Consider the following 21,656-nt stretch of genomic DNA (forward strand, 5'->3'; position numbering starts at 1 on the left):
TAGATTATCAGTGTAAAATCTGGATTTCATCTTTTGTTTCATATTCTGTATGAAAATGAATTTTAAAATGCTCTGCCTTTAGTGACAGCAGAGGCAGAGCCTCTATAACTGTATTCCCAGTCTGAGACTTTGATTTTTTTCTGAACAATAAGCGCATCTCGTGACGGATGCGCTTGTTTTGGTTTACCTATTTTTTCTTTATGCGGAAATCAGCATTTCAATATCTACAGCCACAGCCTGTAACTCTTTCGCTTTCTCCTCCGGTAAAGCATCATTGGCAAACATCCCTGCTGCGAGTTCGGTTCCCGCCAGATATTTCAGCCTTTCGCTTGTCCGATATGGTGGAAAAAACTCGGCGTGTAAATGCGCTTCGGGATGGGCTAAACCGTCAGTTGGCGCTTGGAACCAAGCCATCAAGTAAGGAAACGGGCGATTCCACAAACCGTCATACTTGAGAGTGACAGTTTTTAAAGCTTTGGCGAGTCCCCAACGTTGTTCAGGGGTGAGATCCATAAAAGTGCTAACTGGCTCTTTTGGTGCCATCCAGACTTCATAGGGGTAACGAGCGCATACCGGGACAAATGCGATCGCATACTCATCTTGATAAATAATCCGTTGATTGTCTGCAATCTCCTTCTGAATCAAGTCTTGCAGTAAACCCCGCCGATGTTTTTCATAATACTCCTGCTGCATTGCCAGCATTTGCGCCGGAACAGGCGGTATAAAAGGATAGGCGTAAATTTGCCCGTGGGGATGGTGCAATGTTACACCTACCTCTACACCTTTATTTTCAAAGGGCAGCACATACTGAATTTCAGGATTTAGTCCTAGTTCGCGGGTGCGATCGCCCCACACTTCCAATAGCAAATCTAGATGATCCAACTCTAAGGAACTCAAGGAGGCGCTGGCATCTTGAGTAAAAACCACTACCTCACAGGCTCCATTCGCTGGTAACGTTTCCACGATGGTATCAGGTGGATTGTTTGCTGTCAGACTCATTGAGGGAAAGCGGTTATCAAACACTGCCACGTCATACTTACCTTGGGGTAGTTCCGTTGGGAACTCAGGGTTGGTGGTAGGTGCGAGAGGATTATATTCTGGGGGCGGCATGAATGTCCGCCCTTGACGGTGACTAGCATAAGCTACCCATTCACCCCGCAAGGGATGCCAGCGCAAGTGGGGATTAGCTTGCACTGGCTCATTACTAGGGCTAGTGGCTTCTAACTGACTAGTAATTGGGTAGCGACTGTATAATTTGAGTTTGCGTCCGTCGGGCTTTAACAGCTTGTGGGAGTACATAATCCTTGTCCTGAGAGGGTTGCAGCGCGGATCGCCTCAATGGGAAATTTCGGAGTGCGATCGCCGTATAATAAACCGTTAGCTTCTTGAAAGGTATCAGTTAATTGTGTGTAACAGAATCCGCTAAATAGCTCAATGTTATTAATCGTTTCAAGCAAAGAAGCGTATTTCATTTCTAGCTCGGAAATATTGGAGCAACGCTCATATCCCCAAGCTTTATCTGCATCGGGGTTATCAACAGGGGCATAGGCAATACCACCAAACTCAGTCAGCATTACTGGCTGTCCCTGATGTGGAAAGTTATCCAGTGTCAGGATGCGCCCTCCAGGACGCTTCCGGTCAAACAAATCTGATAGCTTCACTTCTGGCCCATAGCGATGACCTAATCGTTGTGCGTGGGTGTCGTAGTCATGAATAGCCAGAATGTCTGTATCTGTACTTTCCCAGCCATCGTTGGCAATCACTGGGCGGCTCGGATCGAGAGTTTTAGTTAAGTGATACATTGCCAAAACGTAGTTTCGGTGAGCCGCAGTTTCAACCAGATTCGGAACTCCCCAAGATTCATTAAACGTTACCCAAGCTACGATACAAGGGTGGCTGATATCCCGCTTAATCACCTCAGCCCACTCTCGCGTTGTGCGTTCCACTGCTTTAGGTGTGAAACGATATGCACTGGGCATCTCCTCCCATACTAACAACCCCAGCACATCTGCCCAATATAAAAATCGTGGGTCTTCAATTTTCTGGTGCTTACGGACTCCGTTAAAACCCATTGCTTTGGCGAGTTCGACATCGCGCCGCAATGCCCCATCGTCCGGTGCTGTCATTAGGGAATCCGGCCAGTAGCCTTGATCCAAAACTAAGCGCAAATAATAAGGACGACCATTGAGCATAAAGCGATCGCGCTGTATCCCCACAGTCCGCATTGCTGTATAGGATTTTGCTTCATCCAAGAGTTGATTGTTATGCCAAAGTTCAATATGGGCATCCATTAGGGTAGGCTTTTCTGGACTCCACAGCAATTCGTTGCGGTAGTCGTCGATACCTGGATCGGAAAGGGAGATCCGACGGCCAATTTCTCCGTTAAACACTTCATAAGTATCGTTTGCCAGCACGGTATTGCCAATGCTCAGTTTTACCTTGATTTGGATACCAGCAGGCGCATCACCTGCGATCGCAGCATAACAGCCAACTTCCCACCGCTCGAAATCGGGACTCCACCGAATACTATCGATGTAAGTTCTACCCACACGCTCAATCCAGACTGTTTGCCAAATACCACTGGTGCGAGGATACCAAATACTGTGCGGTTCCAATTGCCAATCCTGCTTTCCTCTAGGCTTGGCAAGGTCAGAAGGATCATCCTGGGCCCAGACTGTTACTTTCGTTATGCCACTCTGATTCAAAACTGTGGTAATATCCAGCGTGAAAGGAGTATGTCCCCCTTCATGCTCTAGCATGTATTGACCATTGACCCATACACGGGCGCGATAATCCACAGCCCCAAAGTGCAGTAATAATCTGCCATCACCTTCAGGTGTTTCAAATTCTCGCTCATACCAGCAGTTTGGATGAAAACCTGTATCACCAATACCACTTTTGGTAGATTCGGGAGCGAAGGGAACTTGTATATGATGACTCCACGCCTGGATATCGCTTGGTTGAACACATCGTCCTTCATCGTCAAAAGCGAACTTCCACTCACCGTTTAAATTTAGCCAGTGCGATCGCTTTAACAATGGTCGGGGGTGTGTTGCTGTTAAGTCCACAAAATTACTATCAGTTTTAGAGGCTAATTTAACCTCAGGATTCTTTATATCTAACAATTTCATCAAATTTCCTCCCTATCCATAACTCAATCAACCCCTGCTGTAGATTAAATCCAGACCCAAATATTGGATTCCCAGATATAGCAAGAGTTTTCACCGCATCATTGATTGATCGGTTCGAGCTAGCAGCATTATATTTTTTCGTAGTCAATACTGATACCTTCTCTACTTGCGTGTTGAAGTATAACAATAAGTTTATATACCCCTAGCTCGTGACATTATGGCATATACATTACTAATCTTTGCCAGGTTATCTAAAAAAAAAGCATTAAATTTAGGTGCCTATTAACTATCATAAATTTGCCACAGAAGAAAGTGGTTGTCATGAAAGTTTTATTATATAAATTGCTTAAGTAAATTTTTTAAAATCATTTATTAGTCAATAAGCACTAGCAAACAAAAGAAAAATCATTAAAATCAGGTTATATAAGGGAATAACGGAACCATCCATTGAATATTGCTAGATAGATAGGATTTTTGCCTGCAACCACGCCAATTCTGAAGATAAAGTCAAGTTTGCCAGTGTAAGGGCAACTGATTTGCATAAATGCTTGGTGACATCAATTAAGCCTGCCAATGATTGGTATCGCAAGAGACACGACTACGACATAGATCGCCTGCCCACCTTTGCCACGAATTTCATCAACCAGTTGACGGAGAGCATCTTCATTTCATGCTGCCAGGACAAGCTTTGCACCCTGTTTTGCCGCCATTCTAGCGGTTACTAAGCCAATACCACTAGAAGCACCTGTAATGACAACAACTTGGTTTCGGAGAGATTTCAGGGAAATAGCCATAACTTTTCATTCAAACAAGATTTTTGTAGGTTTATTTGTTAATGGACTTCCAGAAATTAAATTATTCAATTTTGGAGCAAAGATGATCGTTAGATTTTTCCTCCCCTGCTCCCCCTGCTCCCCCTACTCCCCCTGCTTGCCAAAGCGATGGGATATTTTTTTAGTTGGAAGTCCCTTTTTGAAGATATTTTTTTGTTCCATTCCCTATTTGAGTGCAGATTATGTTAATAACATTAGTCAGCAACCACTACCTTTAAGTTTAATTACATCTCTGACATCTGAACAACTACAACTTCCGTTTCAATAAACTCAGCCCCTCTGCACAATACGCTGCTGAAAAAGCACAACCAAAAGTAAGAAGCCACCACGGAGTACGAGCTGCCACCAAGGAGTAATGGTTCCTTCAAGATTTAAAAGGTTATACATCATTCCTAGTAAAAGCACACCGACTAACGTCGGAAACACGCTCCCCTGACCCCCTGCGAGAAACGTTCCTCCCATGACGGTGGCGGCGATTGCATCCGTCTCCCAGCCAAAGGCAGCCACAGGCTGACCCGCTCCTAAACGACCTGCGAGAATAATACCAGCAAGCCCTGAAAGTAACCCGCTAAATGTGTAGACTGCTAGCTTTACTCGGTTTGGGTTCACGCCCATGAGTCGGGAGGCTTCCTCGTTGTTGCCAATAGCGAATATGTGTAAACCTAATCGGCTTCTGTGCAGCATAAACCAAGCTGCAAAATATAAGAGTGCAACTATCAGCACGGGTACAGGAACCCAACCTATGAACCCCCTACCCAGCCAAACAAATCCCGATGCTGTCGATGATACGGCAACGGACTTTTCCTCGGTGATGCTCAACGCCAGCCCACGTGCAGCGCTGGCAGTGAATAACGTCACAACGAACGGCTGAAGCCGTGCGCGAGACACGAGAAGACCATTGACCACACCAAGCAACGTGGTGCTAGCAATGCCGGCGGCGATCGCTACAAAGCTTCCTTGTCCGGCAAGCATTGCTGCGACGACACCGCCCAAAGCAACCAGGGAACCCACGGACAGATCGATTCCCCCACTCAGAATCACGACAGTCATGCCCAGCGCCACGATCGCCAGCATACTATTCTGCCGCATAATATTCATCAGATTAAGAGGTGTCAGGAAGGTTTGATAACGAAAGGATGCGAAAATAGCCAAACTAAGGAGCATGAGCAGGACGCCCTGGGAGGTGATGAGCTTGGCAACACGCCGCATACTTGTAAGCGCAAGAGACTTTGTGGCAGCCATGACGCGTTAAACCTCCCTCGGTCGCTGCAAAAAAATGGCGAAAAGAATGATTACGGATTTCAAAACTAATGACCAGGTAAAGGGAATGAGCAGCATATTGAAACTTGTGGAAATCACCTGCATGAGCAAAGCTCCGACAACAGTGCCGAGGACATTTGCCCGACCACCGGAGAAGGGTGTACCGCCAACAACGACAGCCGCGATCGCATCAAATTCCGCATTGACACCGACTTTACTCGGATCGCCCATGCCCAGCCTCGCTGTCTCCACAAGTCCGGCAACCCCGGCAAGCAGGGCGCTAATTATATAGACTATATATTTCACGCGCTCCGCACGGATACCCGCAAGCCGTGCAGCCTCCTCATTGCCGCCGACTGCAACGATATAACGGCCGAAAAGCGTAGAGCGGATACAGAAAAAAGCTCCTGCGATCGCGATTCCCGCAATTACAACTTGAATTGGTATAGAACCGAGATAGCCCTTTCCCAGCGCTTCAAATGTCGGATTGACAAAAGGAACGAGCTTACCGTCCCCGATAACCTGAGCAATCCCACGCCATAAGATCAGAGCCGCCAAGGTGGTAATCAAGGCATCAAGTTTCAGACGCGAGATCAGAAAGCCATTGATAAAACCAACCAACAGAGCCGCGCTCAAAGCGAACAAGATGGCAACAGTCATCCCATACTTAATCAGCAATGCGACAATAACTGAAACCAATGCCATAGTAGAGCCAACCGTCAGGTCGATGCCACGGGAGGCAATCACAAAGGTCATGCCAACAGCAACCAACATTGTCGTGGATACTTGGAGCAACATATTTAATGTGTTGCTAACTGTTGCAAAACGCGGAGTAAAGACGGCGTTCGCAACATAGAGAATTAAGAGTGCCGCAAATGCACCGAAGTTTGGATTCCATAGGGTTCCCCAACCCCGATCAGGCTTCTTGCTCTTCATTTGGGTTTTGCTCTGTTTGGGATTGTCCACCGACGGCTTCCTGACGATCTGCACCTTCTGCCATTGCGTGCAGAATTGCCTTTATGTTCTTCTGCTCGCCACTGAGTTCCGCGATTGACTGCCCGTCACGCAGAACGACGACACGTTGCGAGCCTTCAACTAACTCTTCCACTTCCGAGGAAATCATCAGAACTCCCAGCCCTTGCTCTGCTAGTTCGGCGATTAGCTGCTGGATCTCGCGCTTTGCACCAACATCAATACCACGAGTTGGCTCATCGAGGAGAAGAAGTTTTGTATTCTTGCACAGCCATCGCGCCAGAAGCACCTTCTGCTGATTGCCGCCTGATAGTTCGTGGATCTTCTGCTCGGCGCTGGCTGCTTTGATGTTAAGACGTTGCATGAAACGCTCTACAAGTTCGTTCTGTCGTTTCCTGGAAACGATGCCCCATTGTGTAAGGTTCGGTAGGGCAGCAAGCGTGAGGTTTTCGCGCACCGAAAGCTCAGGGATGATGCCGTCCGCTTTACGATCCTCTGAAAGGAAAGCGATGCCAGCAGCGATCGCATCATGAGGATCGCGCAGGGATAAAAGACTACCTTCGAGTTTTACAGTTCCACCTTCAAGGGGTTCAGCCCCGAACAAAGCACGCACCGTTTCACTACGACCAGAACCGAGCAAACCCGCAAGCCCAACGATTTCGCCATGCCGCATTTCAATGGAAACACCATTAAGCCGTTTTTTATATTTGAGAGCTTCCGCTTGCAGTAGTACTGGCTGACAAGGCGTGTTTTGCGACTGTCCTGTAAACGCCGTGACTCCTTTGCTCACCTCTTCGGGTTTACGACCTAGCATAAAACAAACGAGTTCCAGACGAGTGAGCGTGGACAGCGATCGCGTCACAATGTTGTGCCCATCACGCAATACTGTCACGCGATCGCACACGGCGTAAAGTTCTTCAAAACGGTGGCTGACGTAGACGATAGCTGTCCCTTCCGACTTTAGCCGCCGCATGACATCAAAAAGAACAGAAACTTCAGTTTCCGTCAGCGAACTCGTGGGTTCATCGAGGATCAGCACCCGCGCCCCAAAGGAGATGGCGCGGGCGATCGCCACCATCTGGCGATGGGCAATATTCAGCGAACCAACCACTGAATGCGGGTCGATATGCAACCCCAGGCGCTCTAGGATCTCGGTCGCCCTAGCGTTCATCGCCCGTCTATCAATGATGCCGAAGCGATGCGGCTCCCTGCCCAGAAAAATATTCTCGGCAACAGTTCTCAAACCCACGAGTTGAATTTCCTGGTAGACGGCTACGATACCTGCCGCCTGCGCTTCAGTCGGGGTTTGGAATGCAACGGTTTTCTGGTCGTACTCCATAACACCCGAATCCCGTCGATAAGCTCCCGTCACGATCTTAATCAGCGTCGATTTGCCAGCGCCATTCTCTCCGACCAGTGCATGAATTTCGCCTGCCTTCAGTTCAAAATCCACCCCCCAGAGCGCTGGCACACCAGAAAAACTTTTTTTTATACCCGTCATGCACAGGACATTTTGAGTCGCCTGATTCATCGGCTTTACCCAGTTTTTATCTTCATTGCCGATAGTGGAGATCCTTCACTTCGCACTATAGTAATGTTTTTATGTCCATCGTGGAAGCTCAGGATATTTCTTTCTATTTTAGGGTGACAACCAATACTGCTTGGTTAACGCTAAAAAATAAAAATGTGTAGCCCTGGAAATGTTGAGTAACACTAAAGTTCAACCCAACCTTGTATCTTAGAAACAGTATTAGACCTTCCCCCCAAAGCATCGGGGCGACTACAGGGGGGTTAAAACGATCTCAAATTCTCACGAATGATTTAGGACTGCTATATAAGTAACAGATACCTCGAAGTCGTGTTGAAGTACTTAAAAGTCGTGTTGAAGTACTTAAAAGTCGTGTTGAGGTACTTGAAAGTCGTGTTGAGGTACTTGAAAGTCGTGTTGAGGTACTTGAAAGTCGTGTTGAGGTACTTGAAAGTCGTGTTGAGGTACTTGAAAGTCGTGTTGAGGTACTTGAAAGTCGTGTTGAGGTACTTGAAAGTCGTGTTGAGGTACTTGAAAGTCGTGTTGAGGTACTTGAAAGTCGTGTTGAGGTACTTGAAAGTCGTGTTGGAGTACTTCAAACTTTGTCGCACCGCAATCAAGTATAGAGGTGCGTAGGCGTAGCCCGCCACAAGCATCGCTTTCATAAATCTCCACAAACAAAGCGATGTCTACGATGGGCTGTTCGGTGTCGCTTGACTTTTAAAACAGTCCCTACAAATCTAGGACTTACGCACGGATAAGGGAAAACGAACCACAGAGGGCGCAGAGTTCACAGAGGAATGAGAGTTTGAGAGGGTTTTTGCGTAAGTCCTAAAATCTTCAAAATTTTCTTAATTACGAATTACGAACTTGTACTGAGCTTGCCCTGAGCGTAGTCGAAGGGCGTAGCCGTTGGCGCAGCCTCTCGTAGAGAAGTATTACGAATTACGAATTGGTATTAGTATGCGTCATCGACAAAATCCTTGGCGTTGGTCACGTCGAAGAGTCTGTCCTTGAGAATGATTCTAGGAGGAATTTTCTTACCAGCAAAATACTCTTCCATCGTGGCGAAAACAAGTGAGCCAAAACGCGGGTTCGACTCGACACTCACGCCAAGCTCACCACGAATTATCGCCTCAAGCGCGGCTTTCTGACCATCGATTGAACCGACCATCACATCCTTGCCAGGCTTCATACCTGCGGATTTGAGAGCCTGGATCGCACCCAATGCCATTTCGTCGTTGTGAGCATACACTGCGGTAATGTCGGAACCCTTCGCCTGGATGATGTTTTCCATTACACGCTGCGCCGCAGCCCGCGAAAAATCCGCCGTCTGCGTGGCGATGATTTTCATGTTGGGATAACTGGCGATCGCATTACGAAACCCCTTAGCCCGATCAATTGCGACCGATGAACCGGCTGTTCCGGTAAGTTCCACGATGGATGCCCTGCCATTGCTTGCCTTAGCTAGCCATTCGCCAACGCGGCGGCCTTGGGCGATAAAATCCGACCCCAGAAAGCTGACAAAATGTTCGCCTGGTCTTCCCGCCGCTTCACGGTCGATGAGAAAAACCGGTATTTTTGCCGCTCTCGCTGCTTCCAGGGCGGGCGTAAGACCCTCATACTCACGTGGTGCGAGAAATATGACATCAACTTGTCGTGCGATTAGATCCTCAATGTCGGCAAATTGCTTCGATGTCTGGCCCTGAGCATCCGTCATCAGAAAATCATAAGTTTTTTTACGCTTGGCGGCCTCCTCTTTAATGCTGTTCGTTTCGGCAATGCGCCACGGACCGATGTTCTCCGTCTGCGAAAATCCGACAATTTTTTTTGTTTTCTCGCGTATACAACCAGACAGCGAAAAAGCCGCAACAATAATCACAACGTAGGCGCTAAATACCAAGAACTTTGGCATATAAGCTCCGATACCTGAGCATCCAAAACAGGTTTTATTCTTCATAACCCACTCATGTCTGAACGCTACATTGAGCTTATCTCAGATTTTGCCGACATCACAGAAGTATTGCCTAAAGTATAAATTACCATTTAGAAGAGAAATGATAACTTTTTTGCAAGAGGTCTAATATTTGGATATCTGGGTTTCCTAGAAGCAGAGTTTAGTAGACAGTGGGGATGCGGTTGTACCCACTTCTATTCCAGTTTTGATCGCTCTTCTTGATGATTCGCTGTAACACCTGTCTTAGAACACTGAGATGGAAAAATACGCTGGGGGGTTTGAGTAGGATGTGGAGATGATGAGCTTGGGGTACACCAGGACGCTGTTCTGGTTGAGCGCTCAAATGATCGCGTTCGATAATTGTTACCCGGTTAAAGTATTTAGTCAGCACTTGCGCTGCTAGCAGTCCAGCGATACTTCCCCCAATGACAAGAGCGTGGCGTTCGTTTGGTTGGGTCATAGTTGAATCGAACATCTGATATCCATTCCATAGTTACAGACTCTCATCTGAACATACAACCGGTGATACTTTAATTATCCACAACGTACCAATATCTCCGATGCGATGCCTACGGTATCGGTGGGTACGCCATCGCCCCATTCTTAGAGGATAAACCCAAGAGCGATCGCCCTCACCCCCGAATGGCACTAAGAAAAGCTGAAACCTCGTCAGGGCAGGGTGTGGGAGGTGTGGGAGGTGTGGGAGGACGGGGAAGAAGTCTTACCCCCCACACTCCCCACACTCCCCACACTCCCCACACTCAAAAAGCAAGTTATATCAAGGNTTTGCGATTAACTTAGTGCCATTCCCCTCACCCCCCATTATTGTCTAAGCCATGACTGAAGATTAGCTGTATATCTGACTACGTTAGAAAGAAGGCGCGTCTATGTCGATTTATTTTCATCATCAGACTGTAAACCCTGTAACCCACAACGTACATCCGATCTAAGCCCCGGCAATAGCCGTTTCTACGTCTAAAGATACAAGTTTATTTAATTTTGAGAGATTAATGAGATACTAAGTTGAAAAACGGTTCTTCAGATAAAAACTTATGACAACCGAGCAAGAGCTTCAATCTCTTTTTAATACCTTAGATAGCGATCGAGACGGCAAAATCTCCATTAATGATCTTTTTTTAAGTCCTGGCTTAAGTGCAATCATCTCATCAGAAACAAATAGCACTAGTCCCCAGGAATTACTAGTAAATTATGATTCAGACAAAGACGGTAGTATTACCTTTGAGGAGTTAAAGGAAGCAGTTGAGAAAGCAAATAATTTAAACTAGTAACCCAATACCCAAAAATGCCTCTCTAGCCACGCTTTGGTGGCAGGTTTGGGTTATAGTTTGGAAGCGGGTGTACGTCTGTGGTGTGCGATTGGTTGGTGGCAGTGTAGATCGATAAAGCTTTGGTAAAGAGTTGAGTAATTCATGCTTCAGATTTAGTCTCACTAGCTTTTTTAGAGACAGCAATTGCACCAACTCCAAACAATAGACCTAGTAGGGAAGTTGGTTCAGGTACTGATGTAGATGAAGAACTTAGGGTAATATTGGCAGCAGAATCTTGATAGATGTATGTTCCTGCCCTTCCCACTTCACCCGTCAAGGTAATTTCAGAGCTTGAAGTTCTTTCTAAGGTATATCTTGGAGCATCAAAAGCAATGCCAAAATCAATTACTAAATTCCAATTCGACCTAGAATCAAGCTCAAAATCGACATCCGGGGTTAAGTTACCACCATTAGTAGAGCCTCTCTTCAAATTCAGGTCTAGATTGTTGACGTTAAGCTCCCAATCGCTCAAAGTCCCGGACTTTGAGTAAACCACGAATCCCGAATATTCGCTCTCTTCTGGCAAAAAGTTCGTAAGGAATGGGCTAGTAGCATCGACTAAGGTAAAATCGCCTGAAAATTCTTGTCTAGTTAGAATAGCTCCCAGCACGGGAGTAGCATAAAATACGCTTGCAACTACTAAACCAATCACGGCGACGCTAACTTTGGGAAGTCGAACTTGATTCATGGATTGGTTATGCTATTTAAATTTGTTGAAGGTATGCTATCACATCCGTGCCAACTTAAGATACACTCAGTACACCAAAAAGTTCTGCTATGCCTACGGTGTTCTCGTTGCCATAGCTCAAGCCCAGAAATGGACAATACTATATTATATTCCCGTGGGGGATGGTGCTTCGGAAGGGGCTTCCCGGTGGATGAAAGCAGCGGGTATTGCAATTGATGAGGAGCATTATCGCAAGGTCGCTAATCTAAAGAGGAATGGCACTAAGAAAAGCGGAAACACTTGCTAATTAAGCAGTTTGCAGTTGTTTGCGTAATTTTATGCAAGATACTGGTAATCAGGTTGTACTTAGTACATTCATTGGCACTTTTATCTACTGCTTACTAGTACTTCGGACAGTTCATGGACAAGGAGATGGATACGAACAGTTTGTACCACAACTTGCAGTCACAGTTGGTATTTTATTGCTGTGCTTTCGAGTCTATTGGTTAGAAGAGTAATAAGTACAGTATTTATCGGGGTAAAATGTTGGGGATTTGATAGTTTCTCTATTTTAATTCATGCTAAACATTCTATTGAAGTGGAATCCCCTTATGATCCATCGGTGAGAGGTTAGACTGATTGCACTTTTGTCAAGAGGGTGCGGGAAAAGGGGATAAATCCAGCTTAGAGACTGGTTTTCGCAGTGCTTTGACTACTCCTAAATCTTGATTCTCTTTTGCAGCAAAGTATTTAATAGGGTCTTCAGCTTTGCCTGTATTAGCTAACAATGCAGTTAATACATAATTAGGTTTACTCAAAGCATGTTCATGAAATTTGCGCTGCGAGTACTTTCGTTTACCGTAATAATGTTTTTTGGATGCTTTGTAATATTTGAGTATCCAGTGGAGGGTAGTTGATGATAAGAATTATCCATCTGAAATTGCAGCAAGGCTTGGACATCGCTGGTCAGTTCTACCAACAGCTAGTTTCCATAATAGGCTTGGCTGTTGGCATTGCTGATGGTGAGCCTTACTGGAACGCATACCTGGGGCAGTGGCTCCTTTGGGTTAACAATGGATAGCGGGTGCAAGTCTGTGGTGTGCGATTGGTTGGTGGCGGTGTAGGTCAAAGCAGTTCACTGTTCCATCAAAACCGTTACTGGGAATCGGTTATTTTGCAGTTTCCCAGTTTGTTTGGAGCAAATAATCTCTATTGCCTTGCCCTTGAAAAAGACAATTGTGTGTTCGTTATCTTGTCCGTCGCTTAAAGTAACGAGAGCAAGGTTTGTTTTAGCTCAAGATTGAACCTGAATCAACTTACCCACTGATGTTTGAGCAATTCTTGGTAAGTCGCTTCCCTAATTATCATCTGCTTATACAGCATCAGCAAAAACTCTTGAGCTTGTTCACGGGACATCTGCTGCACTTGATCGGAGAAAGTTCTAAGGCTAAATTCTTGTTCTAAAGATAATTCAATGGGTTGATTCATCGCTTTTATTACCTACTCTTTTATTTGAGTTTGCTTATGTAAGCAAATATTGCTTTATATATATAAATGTTACGATGGCTTTACAAAAATCAAAGGGGTGTAAACCGTACTAAGTAGGTTATAAATGCCGTATCTGCTGCTGAAAACCTTGATATCACTCCATTGTGGCAACCCAAGTAAAAACCTAAGCTCTCAATTTTCCTACTTTGAGGTTTTTAAAAGCATTTTTAGCCTCTGCTTGCAGTTAGCGATCGCCTACGGCGGGCGCTTGCGCCATCGCTCAAAAGAAAAGATGGGCAATACTTTGGGCAAGAGTGGTGAGCGTCGTGGCGTGATGCTGGAGTTTGAGAATCTGAATATGACAAATTTGCTCAACTGGTGACAGATGCCCCGCAGTGGACTGAATGGATGGCGTGAGAAAGTTGGGTTTATTTCACATTATCCAGATTAGACAACAAAATCCCTAACAATCTGATACTACAATTCTCCAAGTCGATTGACTCAAATAGGTTTTGTCTTGCGGTAACTTTATCCTTTAAGCTACATATATTGAGGCTGTGGCGATTACCCTTGTGGAGGTCTAGATGGCGATAGTCAAGCGTCGTATCGGTCTGGAGCAAGAATTTTTTCTAGTAGACGAAGCTGGTAGCTTGAGCGATCGCGCCGATGAGTTTTTAAAGAGTTGTCACTTTAAAGCTCAAGCACAAGGTTTAAACCCCAATTACTTTGTGGCAGAGTTCGTTAAAAGCATGGTAGAAATTAACACACCTCCTGCCGACACTGCCAAGGAACTAGCGAGAGTCTATCTCAAAAATCTCAAATTGGCGATCTCTGTAGCACAACAGATGGGTTTACGCCTTTACCCTCTGTCTAGCTATCCTTTACCTACTATGCCAGTTATGCGAGATCACCCTAATTACCATATCCAAGCGCAGACTGTCGGCATTTCAAAATTTTTGCACGCTGGAAAATGTACAGGTACACACCTGCATTTGGAAGTCCCGCCTGGGGTAATTGACCCTCGTGTTGCAGTATCTTACAACTCAACATCAATTGAGCGAGAAGAACTATTAAATATCTATAATTTAGCTACAGCTTGCGACTCTGCACTTATTTCTCTGACGCGGGCGTGTCCCTTTTACGAAGGACAGGCGTTAGGACTAGCCGTACATACAATTCGTTATCGAGGTAGCGAAACCTTCAGTTGGGAGGGAGTTTATACTAATTTACAACCTGTCGGTGGACTCATGCCTTATGCCGAAAGTGTTGAGGGTTTAGTTGAGCAGCAGTTCGCTCGTTATTATGCTTGGCTGCAAGCGATGGAAAAAGCCTCAATTGAACCGAACCTGTTCAAAGAATCGGGAGTTAGCTTACTCAAGTCAGCTTGGAATCCAGTTCGACTCAACAAACTCGACACAGTAGAAATCAGATGTATAGATAGCAACTTTCCCTCTGTAATTTTACTTGTAATTACATTGCTGGAAAAATTGGCTTATCGAGTCAGGCACGAGAAGTTAACAGTAAGACCATTTAAAGGAATGCAGATATTTGAACTAGTTGGCAATCGCTTGTATGTACCAGATTTTGAATATCTTAATGGGGAATTGCTCTTAGCCTCAGCTACAGAAGGAATTAAAAACCCCAAAGTTAGAGCTTACGTCGATTCCATTTTGCAGTTTGCCAGCGCTGTTGGTGGCGAAGGAGCAAATTTTCTGGCAAAACTCAGCAGAAACCTCGATCGGTATCAGACGATAGAAGCCAGCATCTTGCAAGAGTTTACCCCAACAACTACTCAACTTTCATTAGATGCCGGTTTGCGTTTAGTGCGCTCAAGTTGTGACAAGTTAGAAGCACAGGTTTCATCGATAGATATAGAAAATCCCCTCGCAGCTTTCGATACTGATGAAGGATTGTTGCTACAGCAGCATTAAAGAAGTCGGAAGTCGGAAGTCGGAAGTCGGAAGTACACTTTTATAACGGGGATTAAATAGTGAAATAGCATCAAGATGAGTAGAAAATCTCGAAAACCATTGATTGGGATTACAACTTACGGTCGCCTTGCAGCATTACCATTTTCTCTGCCAAGTGAATATATAGATGCAGTCCGTGCCGCAGGTGGCATTCCCATATTATTACCACCGGGAGAAGTTGAGCCTGCCATACTTCTAGATTCTTTGGATGGTTTAATCATCTCTGGTGGTGGAGATATTGACCCTGCTTGCTACAAAGGCTTTGCTCATCCTACTATTTATTCTGTCGATCGCGAACGTGATGCTTTTGAATTGCAGCTTGGCAAGTTTGCTCTTGAACGTCATCTGCCGATATTGGGTATTTGCCGGGGTTTACAAATTCTCATCGTCGCCTGTGGGGGTACTCTAATTCCTCACATTCCAGATGTTTACGGTACATCTGCATTACATCGTCTAGAGCCTGAACCTGGACGACGTTTACCTACAGAACATTTCGTCAGGATAGATGTAGAAAGCCTTTTAGCTGACTGTTTACAGAATTCTCACATATCTGTAGTTTCTTGGCATCATCAAGCGGTAGATAAAGTACCACCTGGTTGGCGGGTTGTTGCTCATGCTTCGGATGATGGAGTCATTGAAGCTGTGGAGCATGAACACCATCCTTGGGCAATTGGTGTGCAATGGCATCCTGAGCTTTCAATTCTCGATCCCAATCATCAAAGACTTTTTCAAGCTCTCATTCAGGCTGCACATACAAAACAACCCCGGAACTGGTTGAACAAGATGACGGAGGCAAGCTGATTCGGAAGATAGTCGCACTGAAGGCGATATTGGTATTGGCGACTGCGATACATCTGCTGTTTCTATTGTTACCTCTGTTGATAATTGGTCATCATAGTTTGTCAAGTACGACTGGCTTTAATTAAATCGGCTGCCTTCTCGCCAATCATGATCGTAGATGCGTTCGTATTTCCAGATAAAATGGTTGGCATCACGGAGGCATCGACAACGCGCAATCCTTCTACCAGCACTTGTAAATCAGCCTCCTGTTGGAGGTAGTTCACTCGAATGGTAGGTGAGTCATATCATGTCCGGGTAATTAGTTGTGATTCCCACAGTCATTGCACCCCACCCCCAGCCCCTCCCCGCCGGCGGGGAGGGGAGACAAAGCATAGCTTTGGCGGGGTGGGGTTCTTGGGGTTTAGTAAGTAATCAAGCGGACATGATATCAGTAGGGTTTGCTGATTGCAACGTCACAGTGCCACGACTTTGAGGATTGATCAGACAACAAATGAATGTGGAACCTGAAACATCAGGGGCAGAGTCCGAACTACCCCATAGAACCGGGCTGAAGAGAAACTGTAAGTCAGGTGCAAGCTCCTTGCTTTTGCCACTATGCAGAAATAATCCAGCTTCTACTAGATTACTGGTTGATGCGATCGCAGGTAGCGCTTGGGTAGACTTGTAGCCAACAGCAACCAATGGGTGATCGTGCAAGTTCTCACCTACACCGGGTAAATCAGCAATTACAGGAATGTTGAGCGGGAGCAGATGCTCTGCATTCCCAATTCCAGAAAGCATCAGCAGTTTGGGAGAATCGAATACACCCGCCGACAGAATCACTTCCTGATTGACATAAACTTGTTGCAGCGTTCCTTGGTGCAGATACTCTACCCCAATTGTGGAAGTTCCCTTAAACAAAATTCGAGTCACTAATGCACCAGTTTGAACCGTTAAATTAGGACGATCGAGAATTGGCACTAGAAATGCGGCGGCGGCACTGTGCCGCTTCCCGTCTTTAATAGTTAATTGATACAGTCCCAACGGCTGCCTGATGAAATTGGAACTGTCCGGTGAGGACTGCCGCCAATGCAAAGCGAAACACGATCAGCGACGAGGCATCGTTAAGTAGACTTTCGCCTTCGATAATGCTGATTAGCGATTTCGGCACGTTGACTTGCCGCATGATCGTCGTCGCGGAAACGGCATCAGGCGGGGAGATAATGCCACCCAAAAGAAAGCCCAGCGCTAAAGTAAAACCGGGAATGATCGCGCTTGAGACAACTGCGATCACGCACGACGTTAAGATGACAATGGGAAAAGCAAACCCGATGATTAGCCCTCGCCATTTCCTGAATTCTTTCCACGATACTTGCCACGCAGCTTCATAAAGCAGGGGCGGAAGGAACATAAGGAAAACGAGCTCTGGGTTAATGATGATATTTGAAAACTGAGCAATGAAACTCAGCGCGAGTCCGCCCAATACGAGCACGATCGGGTAAGCCAATCGCAGCTTATTGGCGATCATGACCAGTCCGAGAATGATCAAGATCAGGCAAATATATTGAATGAAAATGCCTTGCATCAAGTGAATGTTGAAGTGTTAGACTACAGCTATTTTCAGGCTTTTTTGGGTATTTTGTGTATTTCCCTTTCCCTACAAGGGTTTGACGCTTGTTTTGACCTCAAAAATGTTTAAGTCTCGCTAACAGATGATACTGTCACTGCTGTTACTAAAGGTTCCATTCCTGTCAGACAGAGGATTCTCAGTAAATCTATTTAAAATTTAAAGCATTCTTGTGTTATTTTTAATCAATTAAGTTGTTCTGGTGGACAAGTTAGACATAATAAGCAACATAAAGGGCATGACCGCCGCTTTATACTTTTGAGGAGTGCGAAAAGTCTCTTGTTAGGATTCTCACTAAACAACCTATCAGTGAATGAAGGGTCTTCAGTAGAGGCAGATACAGAAGATAAAACTTTCTTTGATTTTCAATGGAACACAGCGTCTGTGTAACTAGCGTCCCGAAGAATAATAGCTCCAATTTTGCGGTTCAAGCCAATTTTGGTGAGCGATTTTCCTCATGTGACTTTATAGGGGGAAGTATTGAGTTTTAAGAGTGTGTCAATTACCGTTCTTGTTCAGTCGGGCGGATTAAGATTTCGTTGACGTTAACGTGTGGAGGCTGTGTGACGGCATAAACGATCGCATTGGCAATATCTTCACTCAGAAGATTTTTGACCGAACCATAAAAGTTTTTTGCCTGCTCTTTTGCAGCGGAATCCGTAATGTGCTGCGGTAGCTCTGTTGCCACTAACCCTGGTTCAATAATCGTGACGCGGATGTTATTTTGATAGACCTCTTTGCGAAGTGCTTCACTAAATGCGCCAACTGCCCATTTGCTGGCGTTGTAGACACCGCTTCCAGCATTAGCAACTCTACCTGCAACTGATGAAATGTTCACGATGTGCCCAGCACCTTGTGCCTTCATCAAAGGTAAAACTTTGTGAGTAGCATACATCAATCCCAATACATTGAGATTGATCATGCGTCGCCAGTCTTCTGTATCTGCACCGTCAATCAGACCTAACAGCATCACCCCTGCATTATTGATGAGAATATCAACTCTGCCAAATTTTGCATGAGTTTGGTTCACCAATGCTTCTACCTGCACTTCATCTGAAACATCAGCAGTAATGGATAAGGCTTTCCCACCAGTGCCAGTAATACGGGCTTCTAGGGCTTGCAAGCGATCGCTCCGACGGGCAGCAATTACTACCGTAGCGCCAACTGATGCCAGCGCTAATGCTGTAGCCTCACCAATACCAGACGATGCCCCTGTTACAATTGCCACTTTGTCAATCAACTTACCAGCCATTGTTAGTTTCTCCGTTGTTGTTTTTTCGTTTTTCACGTAAAAGCCAATTGACGGTTTGAGGGCTTTAGACGCTCCGACGTATATTAAACAGCCGAACACCTTTATGTATTGAATTGCTTGCTCCTGGCTATTACAACTCAAAAAAAATTTTGGACTGTTGCCCCTTTTCCCTTGAATCAAGCGTCGTCGCCTTGTCTGAAAGGGAGTTATCACACTCTCCTGTTTTGTTTGACGCTAGCATGAGAAAAGGGTAAACGATATGAATCAGAAGATGGATTTGCTATCACTTGCGTCGCCCAAAAATTTACCCCTTGATGACTAAACCCCGGCACGAATTACGAAAGCAATTGCAAACTGCTTAACCACAAGTGTTTCGGCTTTTCTTAGTGCCATTCAGCTATGTAGGCAATAACTAAGGCTCTATTCCTTCATCAATCCAAGCATCAATTGCTGTTTTTACCATTAATTCAGTCACGGCAGACCATTCTTTTTCGTTGATAGTTGTTTGAAATACCGCTCTTTTACCGTGACCAACTTTTTCCATTGAGTGTCCGCGATACAAATTTTTAGGCTTAATCATTTTTCTTAATCATCTTTATAGAATATTATAAACTGTCGCTCAATAAGAAGAGTAGTTATAAGAATTTCTATGATTGAATGGTTAGCCCGAAAGCTTTCCAGTCTAGAATCTTTTTCATCTTTGCTTATTTCAGCCTTAATAATAGACCATCTAGAATAGCGCTTACCATAATCCATGTACGTCACTTAAGCAAAAACTGACGAATGACGCAGACTTGTCCGATATCTGGCTATTTTATATGGATCATTTTGCGGATTGGCCGGAATTCACTGACCTGGGTGAGCCTGCCCATAATGAATATCTAGATGCTGTCCTCCAAAAAACTTGTCAGCAGATGTTTGGCAGGGCAATAAAGATTAGTGACTTTTTGCTGATATACATCGCTCCATATCATTTGTTTCATGGAGCTTTCCTTTCTTGATGGACGTATTGGGGGTGTGATTTATTTCGAGGATATAAAAATTGGGTTAATTGCAGTGTCGGCGGATTATCCCCCTACCGATGCGGTTAAGTATTCAGGTTTTACTGAGATGATTCAACTGTCTGCTCCTAATGGCAACGATGTCTACGACGGGCTACGCCTACGCAATTGAGATTCACTCTTTAATGTATAGTCAAGGGAATCCCGTTATCTTTGGATTTTAAATTGAGAATAAATGGAACAGCTTTCAATACCCAATCGGACACGGGTGTATAATTAGCAGCTTCTTCTCCAAAGCTAATAGAAAGCATATCTGTATGAATAATACCTGGATTGAGGGGTATAGCTGCCATACCATTTGGCAATTCTTGTGCCAAAGAACGAGTTAATCCTTCTATTGCCCACTTGGAAGCACAATATGGTGCAACTTGGGCTGAAGTCGAACGTCCCCAGCCAGAACTAAAGTTAACAATAATACCCCGTTTGTTTTTCACCATTGCTGGTACGAAATGGCGAATTATATTCGCTACTCCTTTGATATTGATATCTATTAGATCCGAAAATTCTTCAGATGGTATTTCCCACAAAGGTGCTGGGTAATTAGTAATTGCCGCATTATTTATCACTATATCTGGCGGTGCATATTTTTGAAGTACGTCTTGGGCCCATTTTTCTACAAGCTGTGCATTTGCCACGTCTACAGATGTGAAATCATTGGGCGCACTAAACTTTTGGCGTATTTTATCGATCCTATCTGATGAACGGGCGCAACCAATAACAGTATGCCCTTGTTGAATAAAACCCTCGGTCATCGCATAACCTAAACCTTTACTTATGCCTGTAATTAAGATGAGCTTACTCATATTTTTCTGTTATTCCTGTTCTGAATCAATAATTCGTGGGAAAAAATAACCGCTACCTCTTGCTGTCAAAATAAATTCTGGGTCGTTGGGGTCGGATTCTACCTTTGTCCGCAATCGTGAAATATGCACATCTACCACACGGGTGTCTGTATTCATCTCTGGTACAAAACCCCACAATTGCTGTAATATTTCTAACCGTGAAAAAATCTTTCCTGAATGATTCACTAACAACTCTAATAAGCTAAACTCCACACCTGTCAACCGAATGCGTTGCTCATTTTTGTGGACTTGCTGTTTATTTATATCGATTTTAAGATTGCCCACATGAATTATCCCAGAATTAGGAATAGTATTGATACTACTTTTGTGGGAGCGCCGTTTTAGTACGCAGGCAATTCGAGCTTCCAGTTCTTTGGGTGAGAAAGGTTTCGTCATGTAGTCATCAGCACCTAGCTCCAGCCCAGTGATTCGGTCTGCTACATCTCCTAAAGCTGTGAGCATGATGATTGGTACGTCTGATTGTTTCCGTAATTCTTGACAGACACCATAACCATCTAGTTTTGGCATCATCACATCCAAAACTATCAAATCAGGAATTTCTCGACGAAAAGCTGACAAAGCTTCTTCACCATCACTAGCTGTCACTACGCTGTAGCCAATCATTTCTAGACGCGTCTGTAAAATTCGGCGAATGCTAGCTTCGTCATCTACTACTAAGATTGTGCCTTTATCACCTGATAAGTTTCTCAACGCTGTTCCTCCACAGCGAGAACTCTCAACCATCTATTATCTGCTCATTAGGAGTCAAAACCGCAAAACAGTATTGACGTACAGTCACGATCAAGAAGCGATCGCTTAATACTTGCATCTGTCTTCCTATTGTGCCAAGGCATCTGCACGAAAAACAAATTTGTACACAATTAATAAATTCTTCAGCAAGGGACTCGTATTTTCCATAGATTTGGTGTACCTTGTTAATTCCGTGCAATCATTAACACC

At 44.9% G+C, this 21,656-nt stretch carries 24 protein-coding genes and 3 pseudogenes; 8 read left to right on the forward strand and 19 right to left on the reverse strand.

Annotated features, from left to right (window positions below):
- Positions 1-198: 198 nt before the first annotated feature.
- The 9 genes and pseudogenes from galT to CDG76_RS39320 form a co-directional block, all read right to left on the reverse strand.
- The gene (gene galT, locus CDG76_RS00100; protein WP_094347105.1) at positions 199-1,299 is read right to left on the reverse strand and encodes a galactose-1-phosphate uridylyltransferase; all 1,101 of its coding nucleotides are present in this window, start codon (positions 1,297-1,299) and stop codon (positions 199-201) included.
- Positions 1,278-3,131 carry a glycoside hydrolase family 2 protein gene (locus CDG76_RS00105; RefSeq protein ID WP_094347106.1) on the reverse strand — a complete coding sequence of 618 codons (1,854 nt, stop codon included), beginning with the start codon at positions 3,129-3,131 and terminating at the stop codon, positions 1,278-1,280. Before CDG76_RS00105 ends, galT begins: the two co-directional genes overlap by 22 nt.
- A gap of 671 nt (positions 3,132-3,802) precedes the next feature.
- Positions 3,803-3,925 (reverse strand): annotated as a pseudogene (locus CDG76_RS00110) (SDR family NAD(P)-dependent oxidoreductase); the annotation flags it as partial.
- Between the two features lie 309 nt (positions 3,926-4,234).
- A complete protein-coding gene (locus CDG76_RS00120) occupies positions 4,235-5,206 on the reverse strand; it encodes an ABC transporter permease (protein WP_094347108.1) in 972 nt (323 codons plus the stop codon).
- 6 nt (positions 5,207-5,212) lie between these two features.
- Positions 5,213-6,160, reverse strand: coding sequence for an ABC transporter permease (locus tag CDG76_RS00125; protein ID WP_094347109.1), 948 nt, complete (start codon positions 6,158-6,160; stop codon positions 5,213-5,215).
- Positions 6,141-7,727, reverse strand: coding sequence for a sugar ABC transporter ATP-binding protein (locus CDG76_RS00130; protein ID WP_094347110.1), 1,587 nt, complete (start codon positions 7,725-7,727; stop codon positions 6,141-6,143). Before CDG76_RS00130 ends, CDG76_RS00125 begins: the two co-directional genes overlap by 20 nt.
- 360 nt (positions 7,728-8,087) lie before the next feature.
- Positions 8,088-8,399, reverse strand: a complete 312-nt coding sequence (locus CDG76_RS00135) for a hypothetical protein (RefSeq protein WP_094347111.1) — start codon at positions 8,397-8,399, stop codon at positions 8,088-8,090.
- A gap of 283 nt (positions 8,400-8,682) precedes the next feature.
- Complete coding sequence (locus CDG76_RS00140) at positions 8,683-9,684, reverse strand: ABC transporter substrate-binding protein (protein WP_223265081.1); 1,002 nt, start codon at positions 9,682-9,684, stop codon at positions 8,683-8,685.
- Between the two features lie 157 nt (positions 9,685-9,841).
- Positions 9,842-10,141, reverse strand: coding sequence for an NAD(P)-binding protein (locus CDG76_RS39320; RefSeq protein ID WP_317616109.1), 300 nt, complete (start codon positions 10,139-10,141; stop codon positions 9,842-9,844).
- A gap of 592 nt (positions 10,142-10,733) precedes the next feature.
- Here CDG76_RS39320 and CDG76_RS00150 point away from each other — a divergent pair.
- Positions 10,734-10,967: an EF-hand domain-containing protein gene (locus tag CDG76_RS00150; protein ID WP_094347112.1), complete on the forward strand. Its 234-nt coding sequence runs from the start codon at positions 10,734-10,736 to the stop codon at positions 10,965-10,967.
- A gap of 142 nt (positions 10,968-11,109) precedes the next feature.
- Here CDG76_RS00150 and CDG76_RS00155 read toward each other — a convergent pair whose 3' ends face one another.
- Positions 11,110-11,697 (reverse strand): PEP-CTERM sorting domain-containing protein, encoded by a 588-nt coding sequence (locus tag CDG76_RS00155; protein ID WP_094347113.1) that lies wholly within the window; start codon positions 11,695-11,697, stop codon positions 11,110-11,112.
- Here CDG76_RS00155 and CDG76_RS00160 point away from each other — a divergent pair.
- Together CDG76_RS00160 and CDG76_RS00165 are read left to right on the forward strand one after the other, a co-directional pair.
- Positions 11,696-11,983, forward strand: coding sequence for a hypothetical protein (locus CDG76_RS00160; RefSeq protein WP_094347114.1), 288 nt, complete (start codon positions 11,696-11,698; stop codon positions 11,981-11,983). The two genes, CDG76_RS00155 and CDG76_RS00160, sit on opposite strands and share 2 nt — an antisense overlap.
- Positions 11,984-12,002: 19 nt before the next feature.
- A pseudogene (locus tag CDG76_RS00165) lies at positions 12,003-12,176 on the forward strand (DUF2254 family protein); the annotation flags it as partial.
- 150 nt (positions 12,177-12,326) lie between these two features.
- Here CDG76_RS00165 and CDG76_RS36900 read toward each other — a convergent pair.
- On the reverse strand, positions 12,327-12,494 hold the full coding sequence (locus CDG76_RS36900) for a hypothetical protein (RefSeq protein ID WP_190240715.1): 168 nt from the start codon (positions 12,492-12,494) through the stop codon (positions 12,327-12,329).
- A gap of 98 nt (positions 12,495-12,592) precedes the next feature.
- On the opposite strand from CDG76_RS36900, the gene CDG76_RS36905 reads away from it, so the two are divergent.
- Positions 12,593-12,757 carry a hypothetical protein gene (locus tag CDG76_RS36905; protein ID WP_190240716.1) on the forward strand — a complete coding sequence of 55 codons (165 nt, stop codon included), beginning with the start codon at positions 12,593-12,595 and terminating at the stop codon, positions 12,755-12,757.
- 208 nt (positions 12,758-12,965) lie between these two features.
- Here the strand turns inward: CDG76_RS36905 and CDG76_RS00170 are convergent.
- Positions 12,966-13,164: pseudogene (locus tag CDG76_RS00170) on the reverse strand (NblA/ycf18 family protein).
- 124 nt (positions 13,165-13,288) lie between these two features.
- On the opposite strand from CDG76_RS00170, the gene CDG76_RS00175 reads away from it, so the two are divergent.
- The 3 genes from CDG76_RS00175 (at position 13,289) to CDG76_RS00185 (ending at position 15,935) form a co-directional block, all read left to right on the forward strand.
- Positions 13,289-13,546 (forward strand): hypothetical protein, encoded by a 258-nt coding sequence (locus tag CDG76_RS00175; protein ID WP_094347116.1) that lies wholly within the window; start codon positions 13,289-13,291, stop codon positions 13,544-13,546.
- Between the two features lie 202 nt (positions 13,547-13,748).
- Complete coding sequence (locus tag CDG76_RS00180) at positions 13,749-15,095, forward strand: glutamate-cysteine ligase family protein (protein ID WP_094347117.1); 1,347 nt, start codon at positions 13,749-13,751, stop codon at positions 15,093-15,095.
- 75 nt (positions 15,096-15,170) lie between these two features.
- Entirely contained in the window at positions 15,171-15,935 is a 765-nt protein-coding gene (locus tag CDG76_RS00185) for a gamma-glutamyl-gamma-aminobutyrate hydrolase family protein (RefSeq protein ID WP_094347118.1), read from the forward strand.
- Between the two features lie 101 nt (positions 15,936-16,036).
- Here CDG76_RS00185 and CDG76_RS00190 read toward each other — a convergent pair whose 3' ends face one another.
- The 5 genes from CDG76_RS00190 to CDG76_RS36910 all read right to left on the reverse strand — a co-directional run bounded on the left by CDG76_RS00190 (position 16,037) and on the right by CDG76_RS36910 (position 19,373).
- Positions 16,037-16,198 (reverse strand): GMC oxidoreductase, encoded by a 162-nt coding sequence (locus CDG76_RS00190; protein ID WP_094347119.1) that lies wholly within the window; start codon positions 16,196-16,198, stop codon positions 16,037-16,039.
- Positions 16,199-16,346: 148 nt separating this feature from the next.
- The gene (locus CDG76_RS00195; RefSeq protein WP_223265082.1) at positions 16,347-16,958 is read right to left on the reverse strand and encodes a GMC family oxidoreductase; all 612 of its coding nucleotides are present in this window, start codon (positions 16,956-16,958) and stop codon (positions 16,347-16,349) included.
- Positions 16,933-17,499, reverse strand: a complete 567-nt coding sequence (locus tag CDG76_RS00200) for a cation:proton antiporter domain-containing protein (RefSeq protein WP_223265083.1) — start codon at positions 17,497-17,499, stop codon at positions 16,933-16,935. The genes CDG76_RS00195 and CDG76_RS00200 overlap by 26 nt, the downstream gene beginning before the upstream one ends.
- A 544-nt stretch (positions 17,500-18,043) precedes the next feature.
- Positions 18,044-18,793 (reverse strand): SDR family NAD(P)-dependent oxidoreductase, encoded by a 750-nt coding sequence (locus CDG76_RS00205; RefSeq protein WP_094347121.1) that lies wholly within the window; start codon positions 18,791-18,793, stop codon positions 18,044-18,046.
- Between the two features lie 412 nt (positions 18,794-19,205).
- A complete protein-coding gene (locus CDG76_RS36910) occupies positions 19,206-19,373 on the reverse strand; it encodes a hypothetical protein (protein WP_180277612.1) in 168 nt (55 codons plus the stop codon).
- 401 nt (positions 19,374-19,774) lie between these two features.
- Between CDG76_RS36910 and CDG76_RS38035 the strand changes: the two genes are divergently transcribed.
- Positions 19,775-19,966 (forward strand): hypothetical protein, encoded by a 192-nt coding sequence (locus CDG76_RS38035; RefSeq protein ID WP_223265084.1) that lies wholly within the window; start codon positions 19,775-19,777, stop codon positions 19,964-19,966.
- 10 nt (positions 19,967-19,976) lie between these two features.
- Here the strand turns inward: CDG76_RS38035 and CDG76_RS00215 are convergent, their stop codons facing one another.
- A complete protein-coding gene (locus tag CDG76_RS00215) occupies positions 19,977-20,657 on the reverse strand; it encodes an SDR family oxidoreductase (protein WP_094347122.1) in 681 nt (226 codons plus the stop codon).
- A 9-nt stretch (positions 20,658-20,666) separates the two neighbouring features.
- Positions 20,667-21,440, reverse strand: a complete 774-nt coding sequence (gene rpaB, locus CDG76_RS00220; RefSeq protein WP_094347123.1) for a response regulator transcription factor RpaB — start codon at positions 21,438-21,440, stop codon at positions 20,667-20,669.
- Positions 21,441-21,656 lie beyond the last annotated feature (216 nt).

Origin of the sequence: Nostoc sp. 'Peltigera membranacea cyanobiont' 210A (assembly GCF_002246015.1) — a bacterium.
In the GTDB taxonomy this organism is placed as follows: Bacteria; Cyanobacteriota; Cyanobacteriia; order Cyanobacteriales; family Nostocaceae; genus Nostoc.

What these genes read in the sequence shown, in the direction of transcription:
- CDG76_RS00200 (WP_223265083.1), bottom strand. Translation starts at nt 17,499, where the DNA reads ATGCAAGGCATTTTCATTCAATATATTTGCCTGATCTTGATCATTCTC.
- CDG76_RS00180 (WP_094347117.1), top strand. Translation starts at nt 13,749, where the DNA reads ATGGCGATAGTCAAGCGTCGTATCGGTCTGGAGCAAGAATTTTTTCTA.
- CDG76_RS00150 (WP_094347112.1), top strand. Translation starts at nt 10,734, where the DNA reads ATGACAACCGAGCAAGAGCTTCAATCTCTTTTTAATACCTTAGATAGC.
- CDG76_RS00125 (WP_094347109.1), bottom strand. Translation starts at nt 6,160, where the DNA reads ATGAAGAGCAAGAAGCCTGATCGGGGTTGGGGAACCCTATGGAATCCA.
- CDG76_RS00185 (WP_094347118.1), top strand. Translation starts at nt 15,171, where the DNA reads ATGAGTAGAAAATCTCGAAAACCATTGATTGGGATTACAACTTACGGT.
- CDG76_RS39320 (WP_317616109.1), bottom strand. Translation starts at nt 10,141, where the DNA reads ATGACCCAACCAAACGAACGCCACGCTCTTGTCATTGGGGGAAGTATC.
- galT (WP_094347105.1), bottom strand. Translation starts at nt 1,299, where the DNA reads ATGTACTCCCACAAGCTGTTAAAGCCCGACGGACGCAAACTCAAATTA.
- rpaB (WP_094347123.1), bottom strand. Translation starts at nt 21,440, where the DNA reads ATGGTTGAGAGTTCTCGCTGTGGAGGAACAGCGTTGAGAAACTTATCA.
- CDG76_RS00160 (WP_094347114.1), top strand. Translation starts at nt 11,696, where the DNA reads ATGGATTGGTTATGCTATTTAAATTTGTTGAAGGTATGCTATCACATC.
- CDG76_RS00140 (WP_223265081.1), bottom strand. Translation starts at nt 9,684, where the DNA reads ATGAAGAATAAAACCTGTTTTGGATGCTCAGGTATCGGAGCTTATATG.
- CDG76_RS00175 (WP_094347116.1), top strand. Translation starts at nt 13,289, where the DNA reads ATGCCGTATCTGCTGCTGAAAACCTTGATATCACTCCATTGTGGCAAC.
- CDG76_RS00155 (WP_094347113.1), bottom strand. Translation starts at nt 11,697, where the DNA reads ATGAATCAAGTTCGACTTCCCAAAGTTAGCGTCGCCGTGATTGGTTTA.
- CDG76_RS36905 (WP_190240716.1), top strand. Translation starts at nt 12,593, where the DNA reads ATGATAAGAATTATCCATCTGAAATTGCAGCAAGGCTTGGACATCGCT.
- CDG76_RS36910 (WP_180277612.1), bottom strand. Translation starts at nt 19,373, where the DNA reads ATGATTAAGCCTAAAAATTTGTATCGCGGACACTCAATGGAAAAAGTT.
- CDG76_RS00215 (WP_094347122.1), bottom strand. Translation starts at nt 20,657, where the DNA reads ATGAGTAAGCTCATCTTAATTACAGGCATAAGTAAAGGTTTAGGTTAT.
- CDG76_RS38035 (WP_223265084.1), top strand. Translation starts at nt 19,775, where the DNA reads ATGGAGCTTTCCTTTCTTGATGGACGTATTGGGGGTGTGATTTATTTC.
- CDG76_RS00105 (WP_094347106.1), bottom strand. Translation starts at nt 3,131, where the DNA reads ATGAAATTGTTAGATATAAAGAATCCTGAGGTTAAATTAGCCTCTAAA.
- CDG76_RS00130 (WP_094347110.1), bottom strand. Translation starts at nt 7,727, where the DNA reads ATGAATCAGGCGACTCAAAATGTCCTGTGCATGACGGGTATAAAAAAA.
- CDG76_RS00120 (WP_094347108.1), bottom strand. Translation starts at nt 5,206, where the DNA reads ATGGCTGCCACAAAGTCTCTTGCGCTTACAAGTATGCGGCGTGTTGCC.
- CDG76_RS00205 (WP_094347121.1), bottom strand. Translation starts at nt 18,793, where the DNA reads ATGGCTGGTAAGTTGATTGACAAAGTGGCAATTGTAACAGGGGCATCG.